The sequence below is a fragment of the Pseudonocardia acidicola genome (assembly GCF_012911935.1).
GTDB classification, from domain to species: domain Bacteria; phylum Actinomycetota; class Actinomycetes; order Mycobacteriales; family Pseudonocardiaceae; genus Pseudonocardia; species Pseudonocardia acidicola.
In genome coordinates, this window is sequence record NZ_JAAXLA010000008.1 from 91,290 (window position 1) to 104,303 (window position 13,014).

At 72.7% G+C, this 13,014-nt stretch carries 17 protein-coding genes; 6 read left to right on the forward strand and 11 right to left on the reverse strand.

What is annotated here, in order from left to right; genetic code table 11:
• Nucleotides 1-7: 7 nt before the first annotated feature.
• From HF526_RS06710 to HF526_RS06725, 4 genes are all read right to left on the reverse strand, one after another.
• On the reverse strand, nt 8-472 hold the full coding sequence (locus HF526_RS06710; protein ID WP_169380393.1) for a nuclear transport factor 2 family protein: 465 nt from the start codon (nt 470-472) through the stop codon (nt 8-10).
• A gap of 11 nt (nt 473-483) precedes the next feature.
• Complete coding sequence (locus HF526_RS06715) at nt 484-954, reverse strand: nuclear transport factor 2 family protein (RefSeq protein ID WP_169380394.1); 471 nt, start codon at nt 952-954, stop codon at nt 484-486.
• Between the two features lie 62 nt (nt 955-1,016).
• A complete protein-coding gene (locus HF526_RS06720; protein ID WP_169380395.1) occupies nt 1,017-2,036 on the reverse strand; it encodes a DJ-1/PfpI family protein in 1,020 nt (339 codons plus the stop codon).
• 204 nt (nt 2,037-2,240) lie between these two features.
• Nucleotides 2,241-3,206, reverse strand: a complete 966-nt coding sequence (locus HF526_RS06725; RefSeq protein ID WP_169380396.1) for an AraC family transcriptional regulator N-terminal domain-containing protein — start codon at nt 3,204-3,206, stop codon at nt 2,241-2,243.
• 245 nt (nt 3,207-3,451) lie between these two features.
• On the opposite strand from HF526_RS06725, the gene HF526_RS06730 reads away from it, so the two are divergent.
• Nucleotides 3,452-4,267: an aldo/keto reductase gene (locus tag HF526_RS06730; RefSeq protein ID WP_169380397.1), complete on the forward strand. Its 816-nt coding sequence runs from the start codon at nt 3,452-3,454 to the stop codon at nt 4,265-4,267.
• Between the two features lie 42 nt (nt 4,268-4,309).
• Nucleotides 4,310-4,684, forward strand: a complete 375-nt coding sequence (locus HF526_RS06735) for a rhodanese-like domain-containing protein (RefSeq protein ID WP_169380398.1) — start codon at nt 4,310-4,312, stop codon at nt 4,682-4,684.
• Nucleotides 4,685-4,759: 75 nt separating this feature from the next.
• Here the strand turns inward: HF526_RS06735 and HF526_RS06740 are convergent, their stop codons facing one another.
• From HF526_RS06740 to HF526_RS06750, 3 genes are all read right to left on the reverse strand, one after another.
• Nucleotides 4,760-5,038 carry a hypothetical protein gene (locus tag HF526_RS06740; protein ID WP_169380399.1) on the reverse strand — a complete coding sequence of 93 codons (279 nt, stop codon included), beginning with the start codon at nt 5,036-5,038 and terminating at the stop codon, nt 4,760-4,762.
• Nucleotides 5,039-5,086: 48 nt separating this feature from the next.
• Complete coding sequence (locus HF526_RS06745) at nt 5,087-5,806, reverse strand: hypothetical protein (protein WP_169380400.1); 720 nt, start codon at nt 5,804-5,806, stop codon at nt 5,087-5,089.
• Nucleotides 5,807-5,878: 72 nt separating this feature from the next.
• Entirely contained in the window at nt 5,879-6,409 is a 531-nt protein-coding gene (locus HF526_RS06750; RefSeq protein ID WP_169380401.1) for a ferritin-like domain-containing protein, read from the reverse strand.
• Between the two features lie 315 nt (nt 6,410-6,724).
• Between HF526_RS06750 and HF526_RS06755 the strand changes: the two genes are divergently transcribed.
• Together HF526_RS06755 and HF526_RS06760 are read left to right on the forward strand one after the other, a co-directional pair.
• On the forward strand, nt 6,725-6,913 hold the full coding sequence (locus HF526_RS06755) for a hypothetical protein (RefSeq protein WP_239028392.1): 189 nt from the start codon (nt 6,725-6,727) through the stop codon (nt 6,911-6,913).
• Nucleotides 6,914-6,944: 31 nt separating this feature from the next.
• Nucleotides 6,945-8,276 (forward strand): nicotinate phosphoribosyltransferase, encoded by a 1,332-nt coding sequence (locus HF526_RS06760; RefSeq protein ID WP_169380402.1) that lies wholly within the window; start codon nt 6,945-6,947, stop codon nt 8,274-8,276.
• A 16-nt stretch (nt 8,277-8,292) separates the two neighbouring features.
• On the opposite strand, the gene HF526_RS06765 is transcribed toward HF526_RS06760, so the two are convergent.
• Nucleotides 8,293-9,168, reverse strand: a complete 876-nt coding sequence (locus HF526_RS06765; RefSeq protein WP_169380403.1) for an alpha/beta fold hydrolase — start codon at nt 9,166-9,168, stop codon at nt 8,293-8,295.
• Nucleotides 9,169-9,314: 146 nt separating this feature from the next.
• Nucleotides 9,315-9,647, reverse strand: coding sequence for a DUF2795 domain-containing protein (locus HF526_RS06770; protein ID WP_169380404.1), 333 nt, complete (start codon nt 9,645-9,647; stop codon nt 9,315-9,317).
• Between the two features lie 140 nt (nt 9,648-9,787).
• On the opposite strand from HF526_RS06770, the gene HF526_RS06775 reads away from it, so the two are divergent.
• The gene (locus tag HF526_RS06775; RefSeq protein ID WP_169380405.1) at nt 9,788-10,135 is read left to right on the forward strand and encodes a hypothetical protein; all 348 of its coding nucleotides are present in this window, start codon (nt 9,788-9,790) and stop codon (nt 10,133-10,135) included.
• 80 nt (nt 10,136-10,215) lie between these two features.
• A complete protein-coding gene (locus tag HF526_RS06780; RefSeq protein WP_169380318.1) occupies nt 10,216-10,659 on the forward strand; it encodes a hypothetical protein in 444 nt (147 codons plus the stop codon).
• Between the two features lie 241 nt (nt 10,660-10,900).
• Here the strand turns inward: HF526_RS06780 and HF526_RS06785 are convergent, their stop codons facing one another.
• Together HF526_RS06785 and HF526_RS06790 are read right to left on the reverse strand one after the other, a co-directional pair.
• Nucleotides 10,901-12,001 (reverse strand): NAD(P)-dependent alcohol dehydrogenase, encoded by a 1,101-nt coding sequence (locus HF526_RS06785; RefSeq protein ID WP_338051337.1) that lies wholly within the window; start codon nt 11,999-12,001, stop codon nt 10,901-10,903.
• A 109-nt stretch (nt 12,002-12,110) separates the two neighbouring features.
• Nucleotides 12,111-13,010 (reverse strand): NAD(P)-dependent oxidoreductase, encoded by a 900-nt coding sequence (locus HF526_RS06790; protein ID WP_169380407.1) that lies wholly within the window; start codon nt 13,008-13,010, stop codon nt 12,111-12,113.
• Between the last annotated feature and the right edge of the window lie 4 nt (nt 13,011-13,014).

Sequence of the window (13,014 nt, forward strand, 5' to 3'; positions counted from 1 at the left end):
GGCCTCCCTAGTCCACTTCGAGGTGGCCGAGCTGGCGGCTGATGCTGGCGTTGTTCCAGTACGCGGTGACGGAGTCGATGAGCCCGTCGTCGGTGACCCGGAAGACGAACAGGTGCGGTTCGGCGAACGAGCCGCCGCGGGCGGCCATGTTGGCCCAGGCGCCCGCCTGGGTGCCGCCGATGGTCACCTCGACGACAACGTCGCCGGAGGCGTTGGCGCGCACCGAGTGCACGGTGTTGGTCAGATCCGGGAAGGCGTTGATCAGCCCGGTCCAGAGCGTCTTGCCGATCGTGGCGACCTTGCCGTCGCCGCGGACCACGCGCTGGCGGCCCCAGATCTCGATCGGCACGTAGGAGAAGTCGGCGTTGTCGGTGCAGAGCTCGACCATCTCGTCGACCTGCTGGCGGCGGTAGGCGTCGAGGAACGCCTCCACCGTCCGGGCCGCGGTGCGCGGTGGGCTGGTGAGTGTCATGTCCTGTCCCCTCAGACGATCGCGATCCGGTCGAGCCGCTTCACGGCCAGGCGGCGGAACAGCTGGTTCTCGTCCCAGAAGCCCCGCACGCTGCGGATGAGCCCGCCGTCGACCTGGAGCAGCCACGCCTGCCGCAGGTCCAGGTGCTTCTCCTGGTTGAGTGCGCCGAGGTAGTCGGCGGCCTGGGTGCCTTCGAGCGAGAGCTCGGTCAGCACAGCGCCGTCGCCGCCGTCGCCCACCACGACCGTGCGGTGCACGGTGAGCAGCAGGTCGGGGAACGCGCTCACGGTGGCGGCGAAGTACGCCCGTCCGGCCGAGGCCGGGTCCATCGAGATCTGCCCGGCCGCCGGGAGCACCTCGACCTCGGCGTCGGGCGCGAGCAGCGCGAACGCGCCGTCGAGATCGCGGTCGGCGAGGGACCGGAAGAAAGCCGTGACGACGCTGCGCGGATCGGTGTTGGGGGGCCCGTCGGGGCTGGTCATCGGGCTGCGCTCCTCGGGGGTCGGCCGGCGGCCCAGCAGCCGGCGGATCAGCTGACGCGGTCTCACAGGACCGCGAGCGACTTGAGGACGGCGTCGGCGACGGCGTCGGAGGATCCGGGGTTCTGCCCGGTGATGAGGTTGCGGTCGACGACGACGTGTGACACCCAGGCCGCGGGCGCGTCGTCGAAGATCGCGCCGGCGTTCTTCAGTGCGGTGTCGAGGTACCAGGGCATGCCGAGCTTGCCGACGCGGGTCTGGTCCTCCTCCTCGTCGGTGAAACAGGTCAGCCGGTAGCCCTCGAACAGCCACTGGCCGTCGTCGCGGCCGCCGCCGGCCAGCAGCGCGGCCGGGCCGTGGCAGAGCATCGCGATGGTGGAGTGCTTCCCCTGCAGGGTCTGCAGCACCCGCCGCACGCCGGGGTTGTCCGCGAGATCGACCATGGGCCCGTGCCCGCCGGGGACGAACACCGCGTCGAACTCGGCGACCTCGGCGTCGGTCATCGCCGAGAGGTCCCGAGGCTCGCGGAACCCGGGGATCGCGGCGAGCTCGGCGGCGAGGCCGTCGGAGATCTGCCGGGACGCGGCGCGGTACTCCTGCACGGCCCGGTCCACGCCTTCCCGGGACAGCGGACCCGCCAGGCCGTCCTCGACAAGCACGTCGCCGAGGTTGCGGTCCTGGCGCCACGCGGCGTGCGCGGCCTCCGTGACGAGGTCGCGCGCCTCCTCGGTGGGCGTTCCGGCCTCGCGCATCGCCAGGACGATCCGGCGGGCCGCCGCGAGATCCAGCGCGGTGAACTGGTGCAGCGTCAGCCGGATGTCGTCGACGTCGGGGGCGAAGGTGCGGGTGATCGAGCCGAGGAAGTCCTCGTCCTCGTCGGGGATGTGGAAGATCGGCTCCAGGCCGTAGGGGTCGGCGTGCGGCGGGCGCCCGTCCGGGGTCGCCACCACGACGTCCAGGCCGGCCTCGGTGAACCGCCGGTACGGCGTGGCGGCCTCCTCGGCGAAGTAACCGGTTTCGTAGGGCGAGCCGTCGGCGAGGGTCATCTCGCGGGCACTGGAGACGAGGAACAGCAGTCGCGGCATGGGCACTCCCGGGGCTGGGCCAACGGTGTCCGGCGGTGTGATCGGAAACAGTAAGGAGGCCTGGACCTGCGGGTTAGCCCCATTCCTGCGGAGAATCTGCGCATTCCTGCGATCTTGGCGAGGACGGCACAACCGGTGTGCGGGCAGCACGACGCGCCCGGGCGTGGGTGCCCGGGCGCGGCGCGGACGCGCATCGGCCGGCGGCTACACCGGCGCGGTCGCCCTGTCGACGCGCAACGCGACGCCGCCGCGCTGGGCCTCGGCGTAGGCCCGCGGGGTGACCCCGAAGTGCCGCTTGAACTCCGTGATGAACGACGACAGGCTCGCGTACCCGACGCTCTTGGCGACCTCGCTGACGTTGCGCGAACCGTCGACGAGCAGTCCCCGGGCCCGGTCCAGGCGCAGCCGCTTGACGAACTGGTAGGGCGACATCCCGGTGACGTCACGGAACAGGTGCGCGAACGTCGACGGGCTCATGCACACGTGCTCGGCCAGGTCGGCGATGGTGAGCGGCTCGGAGATCCGTTCGGTCACGTAGTTGATGACGTCGGAGACGGGGTTCTTGCCGCTCTCCTCCGCCGCCGCGTCGACGAGCCGGTCGCACTGCTCGGACTGCAGGATGCGGTAGACGATCTCCTGCAGGTAGATGGGCGCGAGGACCCGACGGTCGGAGCCGTTCACGACCGACCTGACGAAGCGCAGCGCCGCGCCGAGCAGGTCCTGGTCCAGGGGCGAGACGTAGGCGTCCGGTGTCGCGCGCGGCACCGGACGGTGGAACGTCGTGGCCGCCCGTTCCATCATGTCCGCGCAGATCCGGCGCACCATCGCCGGGTCGATCTGCAGCACGAACGACAGGTAGGGTTTCTCCACGCTCCCGGCGAGGATCTCCGCGGTGAACCGGAGGCCGCGGTTGAGCACGAGGTAGTTGAACGGGTCGTAGACGTGGCGGACCCCGTTCACCGTGACGGCCTTGCGGCCCTGCGCGACGACGGCCAGCGACAGCGATCCGACGTCGTCCCACTGCGGGGCCGTCGGCCCGTGGAACCTGTAGAAGGTCAGTCCCGGCCAGTCGGTCGGGTTGGGGCCCACCACAGGCGTCCGTTCGGCGAGCGTCGCGATCAGGTCGCCCGGGACGAGCCGCTCCTCGAGTGCCAGTTCCCGTCCGTTCACGAAGTCTCCGATCCTGCTCGGAGCACGAGCGCACGCCCTCCGGACGCGCCGCGTCGCGCGCGGTGGCCGTCGATGATGACGGGCGCCACAGTCCCTGACAACGCGTTCCTAAGTGATCGCTTAGCCGCACTGACCGCGTCATGTCTGCACAGCGCGCCCACGCCGGTACCCCAGGGACCGTCAGGTCTGCACAACGCCGTCTGCGGGGCGGGTTTGAGGGCGCGCGGGGGTGGGATCCTGCCCCGGTGGAACGGCGACGATTGGGCACGTGGGAGCAGGAGGTCCCGGTCGTGGGGCTGGGGACCTGGCGGCGGCTCGAGGACGCGGCGCGCACCGGCGGCCACGTCGAGGTGATCACCACGGCGCTGGCCGCCGGGGTGCGGCTCTACGACTCCTCGCCCATGTACGGCCGCGCCGAGGAGTTGCTGGCCGAGGCGCTGGGCGACCGGCGCCCGGAGGTGGTGGTGGCCGACAAGATCTGGACCGACTCCAGGGAGGAGGGCCGCCAGCAGCTCAAGCGGGCGCTGGCGTACTTCGGAGGCCGGGTCGAGGTCATGCAGATCCACAACCTGGTGGCCTGGCGGGACCACCTGCCGACCCTGGAGGCGGCCCGCGACGGCGGGCAGATCGACCTGATCGGCGCGACGCACTGGTCGGCCACCGCCTTCCCCGAGTTGGAGACCGTGATCAGGACCGGCCGGATCCAGGCCGTGCAGATCCCCTACAACCCGTTCGAACGGGAGGTGGAGCAGCGGATCCTGCCGCTCGCCGCGGATCAGGGTCTCGGCGTCATCGTGATGCGCCCGTTCGGCGAGGGCGAACTGCTGGCCGCCGACCCCGGCGACGAGGCGATCGCGTTCCTGCAGCCGTTCGGTGTACGCACCTGGGCGCAGGTGCTGCTCAAGTGGGTGCTCAGCGATCCGCGCTGCCATGTGGCCATCCCGGCCACCTCGCACCCGGGGCGAGTGATCGAGAACGTCGAGGCCGGGTCCCCGCCGTGGTTCGGCCCCGAGGAGCGTGAGACCGTCGCCCGGCTCGCGGCCCTGCGCCGCAAGCGGTGACCGCTGCGCAATGCGCGGGCCGTGGTGGGTACCCGAGCCGTCATGAATACCGAGACGAGCACCGGCGGTGGTGTCGAGACCGCCGACGTCCCCCAGGTCGACCCGGCCGAGGCCACCCGGCTGATCCATGACGGCGCGCTCCTCGTCGACGTGCGCGAGCCCGACGAGTTCGCCGCCGGGCACGCCCCGGGGGCGGTGAACATGCCGCTGGAGCAACTCGACCCGGACGCGCTGCCCCGGGACCGGCTGATCGTCACGACGTGCCGGACGGGGCACCGGGGGGCGAAAGCGGCGGCCAGGCTGCTGGCCGCCGGCTTCGGCGTGCGCAACCTCGCCGGGGGGATGACCGCGTGGGCGAACGCCGGGTTGCCGGTGGTCCGCGCCGACGGGAGCCCGGGGACGATCGCGGGCGCGTGAGCCGCGCCCCGGGCAGCGGGACGGCGTCGGGGCCCGGCGGACGCGCACCGGGCCCCGACACTCGTGCCGAAGGGGTCAGCCGTGCCCGAAGCAGTGGCTGCCGCAGTGCGAGAAACAGTGGGACGCGCACTCGGCCTCCGCCACGACGGCCGGGACCGCCGCCTGGGCGATCAACTGGCGGAACTCGTCGCTCTGGAAGGCCTCAGCGCGCTCGTCCTCGGGAAGTGCCCGTGCCCGTGTCTTGAAGTCGCGCAGCTCGGTGGATTCACCGCCGCCGGTGGTCTGTTCCTGCTGCGGTTGTTGCTCACCCGCCGAGGTCCGCGTACGCCCTCGTCCCCGTCCGCCTTGAGTCATTCCCGATCCTCCTCAACGATGTAGGGTTCGCCGGCCGGAGCCGACTCATTAGTAGTGGGCGGTGCAGTGCACAAAGCAATGTGCGGCACAATGCAGGCCGCATACGGCACCGGTGATGCTCGCGCCGATCCGCGACATCGCCGGCCGGTAGATCCACAGGGTCTGGGTGGTGTCGAGCCCCTCGACCTCGGACCCGCGCGCGGGGCGGAGGGTGAGGATGCGCCGCTCCTCGTCGGTGGTCTCCAGCAGCGTCTCCCCCTCGCCGATGACCAGGCCGTCGCGGGAACGCAGGTGCGCGAGGCCGAAGACCTCGCGCAGCCCCAGTTCGTCCAGCTTGTTGGCGAACGCGGCCAGGAAGGCCGACGAGGCGCGCAACCGCTGCAGGTCGCGCTCGGCCTCGGGCCGGATCTGCGCGGGGTACTCGACGAACTCGAGCGGGAAGTAGCCGGCCCGGCCGTCGTCGATCTCGACCTTCCACAGGTAGGGCAGCAGCCGCGGCAGCGCGTCGATCCGCCAGGGCTTCATGTAGGAGACGTTGTCGACGAACTCCCGGACGACCAGCTCGTCGTCGGCGATCTCGAAATGCTTGTGCAGCAACGTCACCCCGACGAGCTCATGCATTCCGTAATGACAGATGACGTCCCCGAGTTCGGTGACGTAATCGCGGCCATCCTCGAGATGGCCTCTCGCTATCTGGAAGTCGTTCAATTGCCGGAAGACGCCGACGTCGTAATCGCGCACATCGGCATCGACTGCCGCATTTGTCATGGCTGCGCCTCACCGCGGATGTCAGAGCGACTCCGCTCTCCCGACGGCCACCGACGAGCGGCCGCCGGCTTCCTACGTCATCCGTTCCAGAAAGCTGATCATGTCGTCGGCGTGCTCCTCCTCGACCGCGAGGATCTCTTCGAAGAGCCTCCGAGTGGTGACGTCCCCGTCCCCGAGCCACTTGATGATCTCGGTGTAGGACGAGATCGCCACACGCTCCGCGACGAGGTTCTCCTTGATCATGTCGATCAACTGCTCAGCGGTCGTGTACTGGGAGTGCGCGCGCCCGGTCAACGTGTCCGGGTTCATGTCCGGGACGCCGCCCAACTGGTCGATCCGGGCCGCCAACTTGTCGGCGTGCTCCTGCTCCTCGGCGGCGTGCTCGGCGAACTCCTTCGCCACCGGCTCGGCGTCGAGCCCCTTCGCCGCATAATGGTGCTGCTTGTAGCGCAGCACGCACACGATCTCGGTGGCCAGGGCCTCCTGCAACACGCCGAGCACCCGGTCCAGATCGGCACCGTACGCGCTGGTCACCGGACCCTTGCCGATCTCGGCCCGGGCCCGGTCGCGGAGAACCTTCACATCGGTCAAAAAGTCGGCCATGACGTTCCTCCATGCCCCGCTGAAGGTGCTGGGGTCACCGACACCGAGGACGACCTTTGTGGATCCGACGACGTCGTGGCGCCGACCCGCCGTGACGAACGCGCCCGGTCCTTCTCGGCCCGCCAGACCGAGGCGACCGCCCGGCCCGGCCGGTGGCCGCACCCGCCGTGACCAGCCCCGGGGCACCGGTCCGGCCCGCCCGGCGCTGTCCGAAGCGGACTGAAGCCGCAGTGACGACAGACCGGCCGGACGATCCACCCGCCGCGGGACCCTCGCCCCTGGTCCGGCCGGACCGACTCCCGCGACAGTGCTGCGATGCTGTTCGACGACCGCATCGACGCCGGCCGGCGGCCGGCCGCGCGGTTGACGCACCTGCGCGGGGAGGACGTCGTCGTGCTGGGGCTGCCGCGCGGCGGTGTCCCGGTCGCGCTGGAGGTCGCCCGGGCGCTGTGCCGGCGGCGGCCGGCTGCTGCAGCGGGCCGGGCCAAGGCGGGCCGGCCGTGACCGCGGCGACGCGCGGACGCGACGGACCGCCATGACCCCGCTGCACACCGATCTCTCCGAGCTGCAGATGGCAGCCAGCTACCTGCGCCGGGGGATGACCGGAACCGCCACGTTCAGCCTGTTCGCGCGGGCCATGCCGGCCGATCACGGATTCCTGGTCGCCGCCGGGCTGGACGGGTGCCTGGAGTTCCTCTCCGGATTCGCCGTCGACGCCGACGAGCGGCCCTACCTGCGCACGGAGCTCGGCCTGCCCGCGCGGGCGGCGCGGGCGCTGGCCGGGCTCACCTTCAGCGGTGACGTGAGGGCCGTGCCGGAGGGCCGGATCGTGCCGGCGGGAGTGCCGCTGCTGGAGATCGACGCGCCGATCGCCCAGGCCCAGTTGGTCGGGACCCGCCTGCTCGACACGGTCACCTTCGCCACCGCGGTGGCCACCAGGGCGGCCCGCTGCCGGATCGCCGCCGGCGATGCGGACTGCCTGGACCTCGGCGCCCGGCACGGCCACGGCCGGGACGCCGCGATGGCCACCGCCCGGGCGCGTGCCGTCACCGGGTTCGCGGGCACCGGCGACGTCGCCGCCGCGCAGCGCTACGGGCTGCCCGCTGTCGGCACGATGTCGCACTCCTACGTCCTGGCCTTCCCCGACGAGCGCTCGGCCTTCCGCGCTTTCGCCGAGGACTTCCCGGACCGGGTGGTGTTCGTCGTCGACACCTACGACACGGTGGGCGGGGTGTTCACCGCGATCGACGTCGCCCGTGAGCTGGCCCTGCGCGGCCCGATCGGGGTCCGGTTCGGTTCCGGCGACCTGGGCCCGCTGGCCCGCCGGGTCCGCACACTGCTCGACGGTGCGGGGTTGCCGGAGGCCCGGATCGTGGTCAGCGGCGGGCTCGACGAGCACGCCGTCGCCCGGCTCGCCCGCACGGGGGCCCCGATCGACGCGTACGGCATCGGCACGGCACCGGGCACGAGCGCCGACGCCGAGGCGCTGGACACCGCCTACACGCTCGTCGAGTACGCCGGTCGGCCGGTGATGAGGCTGTCCCCCGGCAAGGCCACCGCGCCCGAGGCCAAGCAGGTCTTCCGGGGCGGCCCCGGGCAGGACGACGTCCTCGGCCTGCGCCGGCAACGCCCGCCGCACGGGTACCGGGCGTTGCTGGAGCCGGTCATGGTCGGCGGCATCCAGGTGGCGCCGGCGGAGCAGCCGGCCGCCGCCCGGGAGCGGTTCGAGGCCGATCTGCGCCGGCTGCCCGAGGCGGCCCGGCGGCTGCGCGGCCCGCGGCCGCTGGCGATCCGGCCCAGCGGCGCGTTGGTGGCCGCGACCATGCACCTGCGCGGTGAGCTGGCGACAGCGCCGGCTCCGGACTGAGCCGGGGTCGATCGGCTCAGGCGGAGCAGCCCGTCGCCGGGCCGGCGTCCTCACCGGGGTCCGCGACGCCCGGCTGCAGCACGTTGGTGATCACCTCGACGAACGCGCGCGGGTCGCTGAGCAGCCAGCTGTGGTTGCCGTCCACGGTCACCACACCCGGATCGCCGAGCGCCGCGGACAGGGCCGCCATGGACGCCGCCGGGATCACCCGGTCCCGGCGGCCCCAGATCACGACGACCGGCAGCCGGCGCCGTTTGAGCACCTCGAGCTCGGCGCGCAGGTCCGCGGTGCGGGCCAGATTCGCGACCCGCCAGATCGCCAGCGGATTGCGCAGCAGATTGCCGACCGCGTCGTCCATGATCACCGGGAGTACCCGGGTCAGCCGGCGCAGCGGCAACACGTCGGCACGCAGGTGCAGGCCCCAGTCCCACATCGGGCGCTCGCGCATCGCCCGGAGCACGCCCGTCCCGTCGGTCCAGGCCGACCCGCCGATGCTGTTCACCAGCACCAGCCGGGAGACCCGGTGGGGCCCGTCGTGCGCGATGCGGATCGCGACGCCGCCGCCGAAGGAGTGCCCGACCAGCGTCACCGGTTCGGCGACGCCGACCGCGTCGAGGAAGTCGCCGGTCCATCGCGCGTACCCGGCCAGGCTCAGCTCGTCCGCGGGCAGGTCCGGGGTCCCCCCGAAACCGGGCAGCGCCGGAGCGAGCACGCGCATCCCGTGATCGACCAGCCGGCGCAGGGTGCCCCGGTAGGAGGCGTGGCTGAGGCCCCAGCCGTGCAGGAACAGCAGTGGTGGCCCGTCGCCTGCAGACAGATACGAGACCGGACGGCCCCGGACCGTGCAGGACGGCCACCCCAGGCGTCTGCCCGGGTCGCCCCCGGATGTCATCATCGCCTCCTCGGCGGTTGCCCGTCGATCCTCGGCACCGGACGACATCCGGCGCACGGGACGGAAGACCCGCACCACGCAGCCACTGGCCCTGTTCGGCGGCGTGGGCGGCGCCCCGCCGCCGGGCGGGGATGCGCGGCGGGAGATCAGCTCCCCCGGTTCTCCCCCAGCTCCTCGACGATCGGGTTGGGGGCAGGCACATCCTTCGTCCGTTCGCTGAGCCCGGGGTGGGTGTGCATCCTGCGGCGTTCCGCCTTGAGTGCCGCGTCGAGCTCCGGGTCGTCATCGCGGATCTCGACCGAGGCCTCCACCTCGGTGAAGCTGTGGTAGTCCACCGGCGGGATCGACCGCAGCGCCTTGAGCGTCATCTCGTCGGCGCCGTTGCGCAGCGCGGTCTCGATGAGCTGTTCCTTCGTCGCCGGATAGTCGGCGTCGATCAGGGCCTTCTTGAGCCGGTCGCGGGTGGTGTACGCCGCCATGACCCCATGCTCGACGCGGCGGCGCCGCCCGGCGTGGGCCTGTGAGCGTGAGCCGCGGGGCGCGGCCTCGCACTGGCAGGTCGGTTGCAGTCGGCCCCGCTCCCGGTTGACTCGCCTGTGCACCCCTGGGAGGAGCCGGCATGGCCACCGACAGCGTGCTCAAGGTCTGCATCGGCCCGGTCTCCGTCGACGTGCCCCGCTCGCTCGGCTACTACACCGGCGTCTGGGTCGCCGTGACTGCCGGACTGGTCGAACCCCCGCTGGGGGTGTTCATCGCCGCGGTGCCGTTCATCAAGCTGCTGACCCACCACGCACTGCCGATCGTCGTCCGCGCTGTCGGGCAGTTCCTGGAAGGCGCCGCGAAGCCGGTCGGGGGCGACGACGAGGCCGTCTTCACGCTGGAGGACGAGCAGAAGGATGCCGAGGAGGCCGAGCGCGTCGCACAACAACTTGAGCTGGCCCGCCGTCTGCACCTGGTGCGGGGGTGACGGCCGGACGACGATGGTGGCGGCCGGCCGCGGCCCGGGTAACCGCCGCGACCTGTTCGGACAACGGAAGGAGACCGGCCATGCCGCCCCGATCACGCCCTGCGGCGACGAGGACCGAGACGACACGCCGTACGACCGAGGAGGCCCCCGCCGAGGCCAAGGTCGCCGAAGCCCCGGCCGAGGTCCCGGTCGCTGAAGCCCCGGCCGAGGCCGGGGAGGAGCGCCCCGGCGGCGACGGCCGCCCCGCGGGCGAACGCCGCCTGCCGCTGCTGATACCACGCAACCTCGACCCCAAGCGGCTGCTCTGGCTCGGCGGGCTCGCCGCGCTGGCCGCCATCGAGATCATCGAGTGGCCGGTGGCACTCGCGATCGGTGCGGCGTCGATCATCGCCGAGCGGTTCGCCGTCGAGGACGTGCGCGCGCAGAATGCGCAACGCCGCGAGGACCGGGCCGGCACCGGGGGGCAGGAGCACACGGAGGGCGCGCAGAACCGGGAGCGCGCCGGGGCGGGGCCCCGCGGCTGACCCGCCGGGCGTCGCGCCGAGCCGGTGGATGGGGCGCCCCGGGTCAGCGGGGCGGCAGCCGGCTCGGCACGCGCTCGTCCTGCGTGGACTCCCGGCCGGTGCGCGAGCGTCGGGACGAACTGCTCGCGGACCTGCTCGACGTGCTCGTCCACGGTCCCGGGCCGCCGGCCCGAGGTGTCCACCGGCGGCAGCACCGCGACCTCGACGGTGCCGGGATGCGCGGACGCGCATCCGCTGGTGATCAGGTCCTGCCGAACGTGACGAGCGGCTTGAGCACCTCTCCGTCACCCTCGGTGGCGGCGACGGCCTCGTTGATCCGATCCAGCTCGTAGAACCGGCAGAACCGGTCGAACGGCAGCTTCCCGGCCAGGTGCAGGTCGACCAGCTCCGGGACGAACTCCCGCGGTACCCGGTCGCCGAGCAGGATGCCCTGCACCGACCGGCCGAACAGCAGGGTGTTCATCTCGAAGCTCGCCTCGGCCCCGGCGGGTGCCACCCCGACCGTGCCGCACCGACCCCGGATGCCCAGGCTGTCGACGGCGGCCCGCAGCACCGTGGGCACCGCCGTGGTCTCGACGCTGAACGCCGCCCCGCCGCCGGTCAGGTCCCGGATCGCGATGACGGGATCGTCCTCGGTCGGGTTCACCGTGTGCGTGGCGCCGAGCTCGCGGGCCAGCTGCAACCGCCCGGGACGCAGATCCACCGCGATGATCGGGTCACAGCCGGCCAGGCCGGCGCCGAGCACCGCGCTCATCCCGACCGGCCCGGTCCCGAACACGGCCAGGCTCGCGCCCGGGTCCGGGCGCAGTGCCGCCAGCACGCTGCCGACCCCGGTCTGCACGCTGCAGCCCAGGGGGCCGAGGTATTCCAGTGGCGCGTCGCCCGGCACCGGCACGACGAACCGCTCGTCGGCCAGCGCGTACTCGGCGAACGAGGACTGCCCGAAGAAGCTGCCGTAGAGCTCGCCGCCGGCGCGGCGCAGGGTGTGCGAACCGTCGGGCCTGGTGCCGCCGTATCGGAGCACTCCGCGGTGCACGCAGTACGCCGGCTTGCCGGCCGTGCAGCTCGGGCACTCCCCGCAGAAGGCGTAGCCGAGCACGACGTGGTCGCCGGGGCGCACCGAACGGACGTCCGAGCCGACCTCCTCGATCACCCCGGCGCCCTCGTGGCCCAGCACGATCGGCATCGGGGTGGGCAGGAACCGGTCCCGCACCGCGAGGTCGGTGTGGCAGATGCCGGTGGCCACCATCCGCACCCGCACCTCGTTCGGGCGCGGGCGCTCCAACTGCACGTCCTCCACCGTGAAGGGGGCCGACCGCTCGTCCACCACCGCTGCGCGCACCCGCTGCCTCCGTTCCCACGGCCCCGCTGCCGCGTCCGGCCCCGTCGTCACCGGGTCGGCGGCTCCAGCGTCCCGAACGGGTCAGAGTGTGGGTGTCGCGCGCCGCGCGCTAGAGGCGTTCGCCCGCGGCGCCCTCGAGGGGCTCGATGACGGCGGCGTAGTCCAGCTCGCCGAGACCGCGGCCCTTGCCGGCCGCCAGCCACTGCCGCCCCAGGGCGGCGCTGCCGTAGGGGATGCCGTTGGCCTGCGCCTCCTCCAGGCACAGCCGCACGTCCTTGAGCATCAACTCGAGCGTGAACATCGGGGTGTAGTCGTGCGTGCGCATCGGGGTGGCCTTCTGATCCAGCATCCGGGAGGCACCGGACGTGCCGGGCACGACCCGCTGGAAGGCGTCGAGGTCGACCCCGGCGCGCTTGGCCAGCAGCAGCGACTCGCCGACGGCCACCACGTTGGCCACGGCCATCGCGTTCGAGATGACCTTCACCATCTGGCCCTGGCCGAGGTCCCCGACGTGCACGATCAGCTCGCCCATGGCGTCCAGCAGCGGCCGGGCGCGCTGCACGTCCTCGTCGCGGCCGCCGACCATGATCGTCAGCGTGCCCGCCTCGGCGCCGGGCAGCGAACCCGAGACGGGGGCGTCGACGAAGGCGATCTCCTGCTGCGCGAGCACACCGGCGATGCGCCGCGCGGCGGTGGGTCCGATCGTCGAGCAGTCCACGCACAGCAGCCCGAGCGGGGCGCCCGCGGCCACCCCGTCCGGGCCGGTGAGCACGGCGGCCACCGCGTCGCCGTCGGTGACCATGGTGACCACGGCGTCGACCCGGGCCCCGAGCTGGGCGGGCGTGTCCGCGACGAGGGCCCCGTGTTGCGTGGCGAAGGCTTCGGCCACCGATCGGGTCCGGTTCCACACGGTCAACTCGAAGCCCGCGCGCCGCAGCGTTGCGGCCATCCGCCGGCCCATGGCGCCGAGGCCGATGAAGCCCACCCGTTCGATCCCGTTGCCGGCCATGTGA

What these genes read in the sequence shown, in the direction of transcription:
- HF526_RS06740 (WP_169380399.1), bottom strand. Translation starts at nt 5,038, where the DNA reads ATGACTCAAGGCGGACGGGGACGAGGGCGTACGCGGACCTCGGCGGGT.
- HF526_RS06750 (WP_169380401.1), bottom strand. Translation starts at nt 6,409, where the DNA reads ATGGCCGACTTTTTGACCGATGTGAAGGTTCTCCGCGACCGGGCCCGG.
- HF526_RS06770 (WP_169380404.1), bottom strand. Translation starts at nt 9,647, where the DNA reads ATGGCGGCGTACACCACCCGCGACCGGCTCAAGAAGGCCCTGATCGAC.
- HF526_RS06745 (WP_169380400.1), bottom strand. Translation starts at nt 5,806, where the DNA reads ATGACAAATGCGGCAGTCGATGCCGATGTGCGCGATTACGACGTCGGC.
- HF526_RS06790 (WP_169380407.1), bottom strand. Translation starts at nt 13,010, where the DNA reads ATGGCCGGCAACGGGATCGAACGGGTGGGCTTCATCGGCCTCGGCGCC.
- HF526_RS06720 (WP_169380395.1), bottom strand. Translation starts at nt 2,036, where the DNA reads ATGCCGCGACTGCTGTTCCTCGTCTCCAGTGCCCGCGAGATGACCCTC.
- HF526_RS06760 (WP_169380402.1), top strand. Translation starts at nt 6,945, where the DNA reads ATGACCCCGCTGCACACCGATCTCTCCGAGCTGCAGATGGCAGCCAGC.
- HF526_RS06780 (WP_169380318.1), top strand. Translation starts at nt 10,216, where the DNA reads ATGCCGCCCCGATCACGCCCTGCGGCGACGAGGACCGAGACGACACGC.
- HF526_RS06775 (WP_169380405.1), top strand. Translation starts at nt 9,788, where the DNA reads ATGGCCACCGACAGCGTGCTCAAGGTCTGCATCGGCCCGGTCTCCGTC.
- HF526_RS06710 (WP_169380393.1), bottom strand. Translation starts at nt 472, where the DNA reads ATGACACTCACCAGCCCACCGCGCACCGCGGCCCGGACGGTGGAGGCG.
- HF526_RS06755 (WP_239028392.1), top strand. Translation starts at nt 6,725, where the DNA reads ATGCTGTTCGACGACCGCATCGACGCCGGCCGGCGGCCGGCCGCGCGG.
- HF526_RS06735 (WP_169380398.1), top strand. Translation starts at nt 4,310, where the DNA reads ATGAATACCGAGACGAGCACCGGCGGTGGTGTCGAGACCGCCGACGTC.
- HF526_RS06715 (WP_169380394.1), bottom strand. Translation starts at nt 954, where the DNA reads ATGACCAGCCCCGACGGGCCCCCCAACACCGATCCGCGCAGCGTCGTC.
- HF526_RS06765 (WP_169380403.1), bottom strand. Translation starts at nt 9,168, where the DNA reads ATGACATCCGGGGGCGACCCGGGCAGACGCCTGGGGTGGCCGTCCTGC.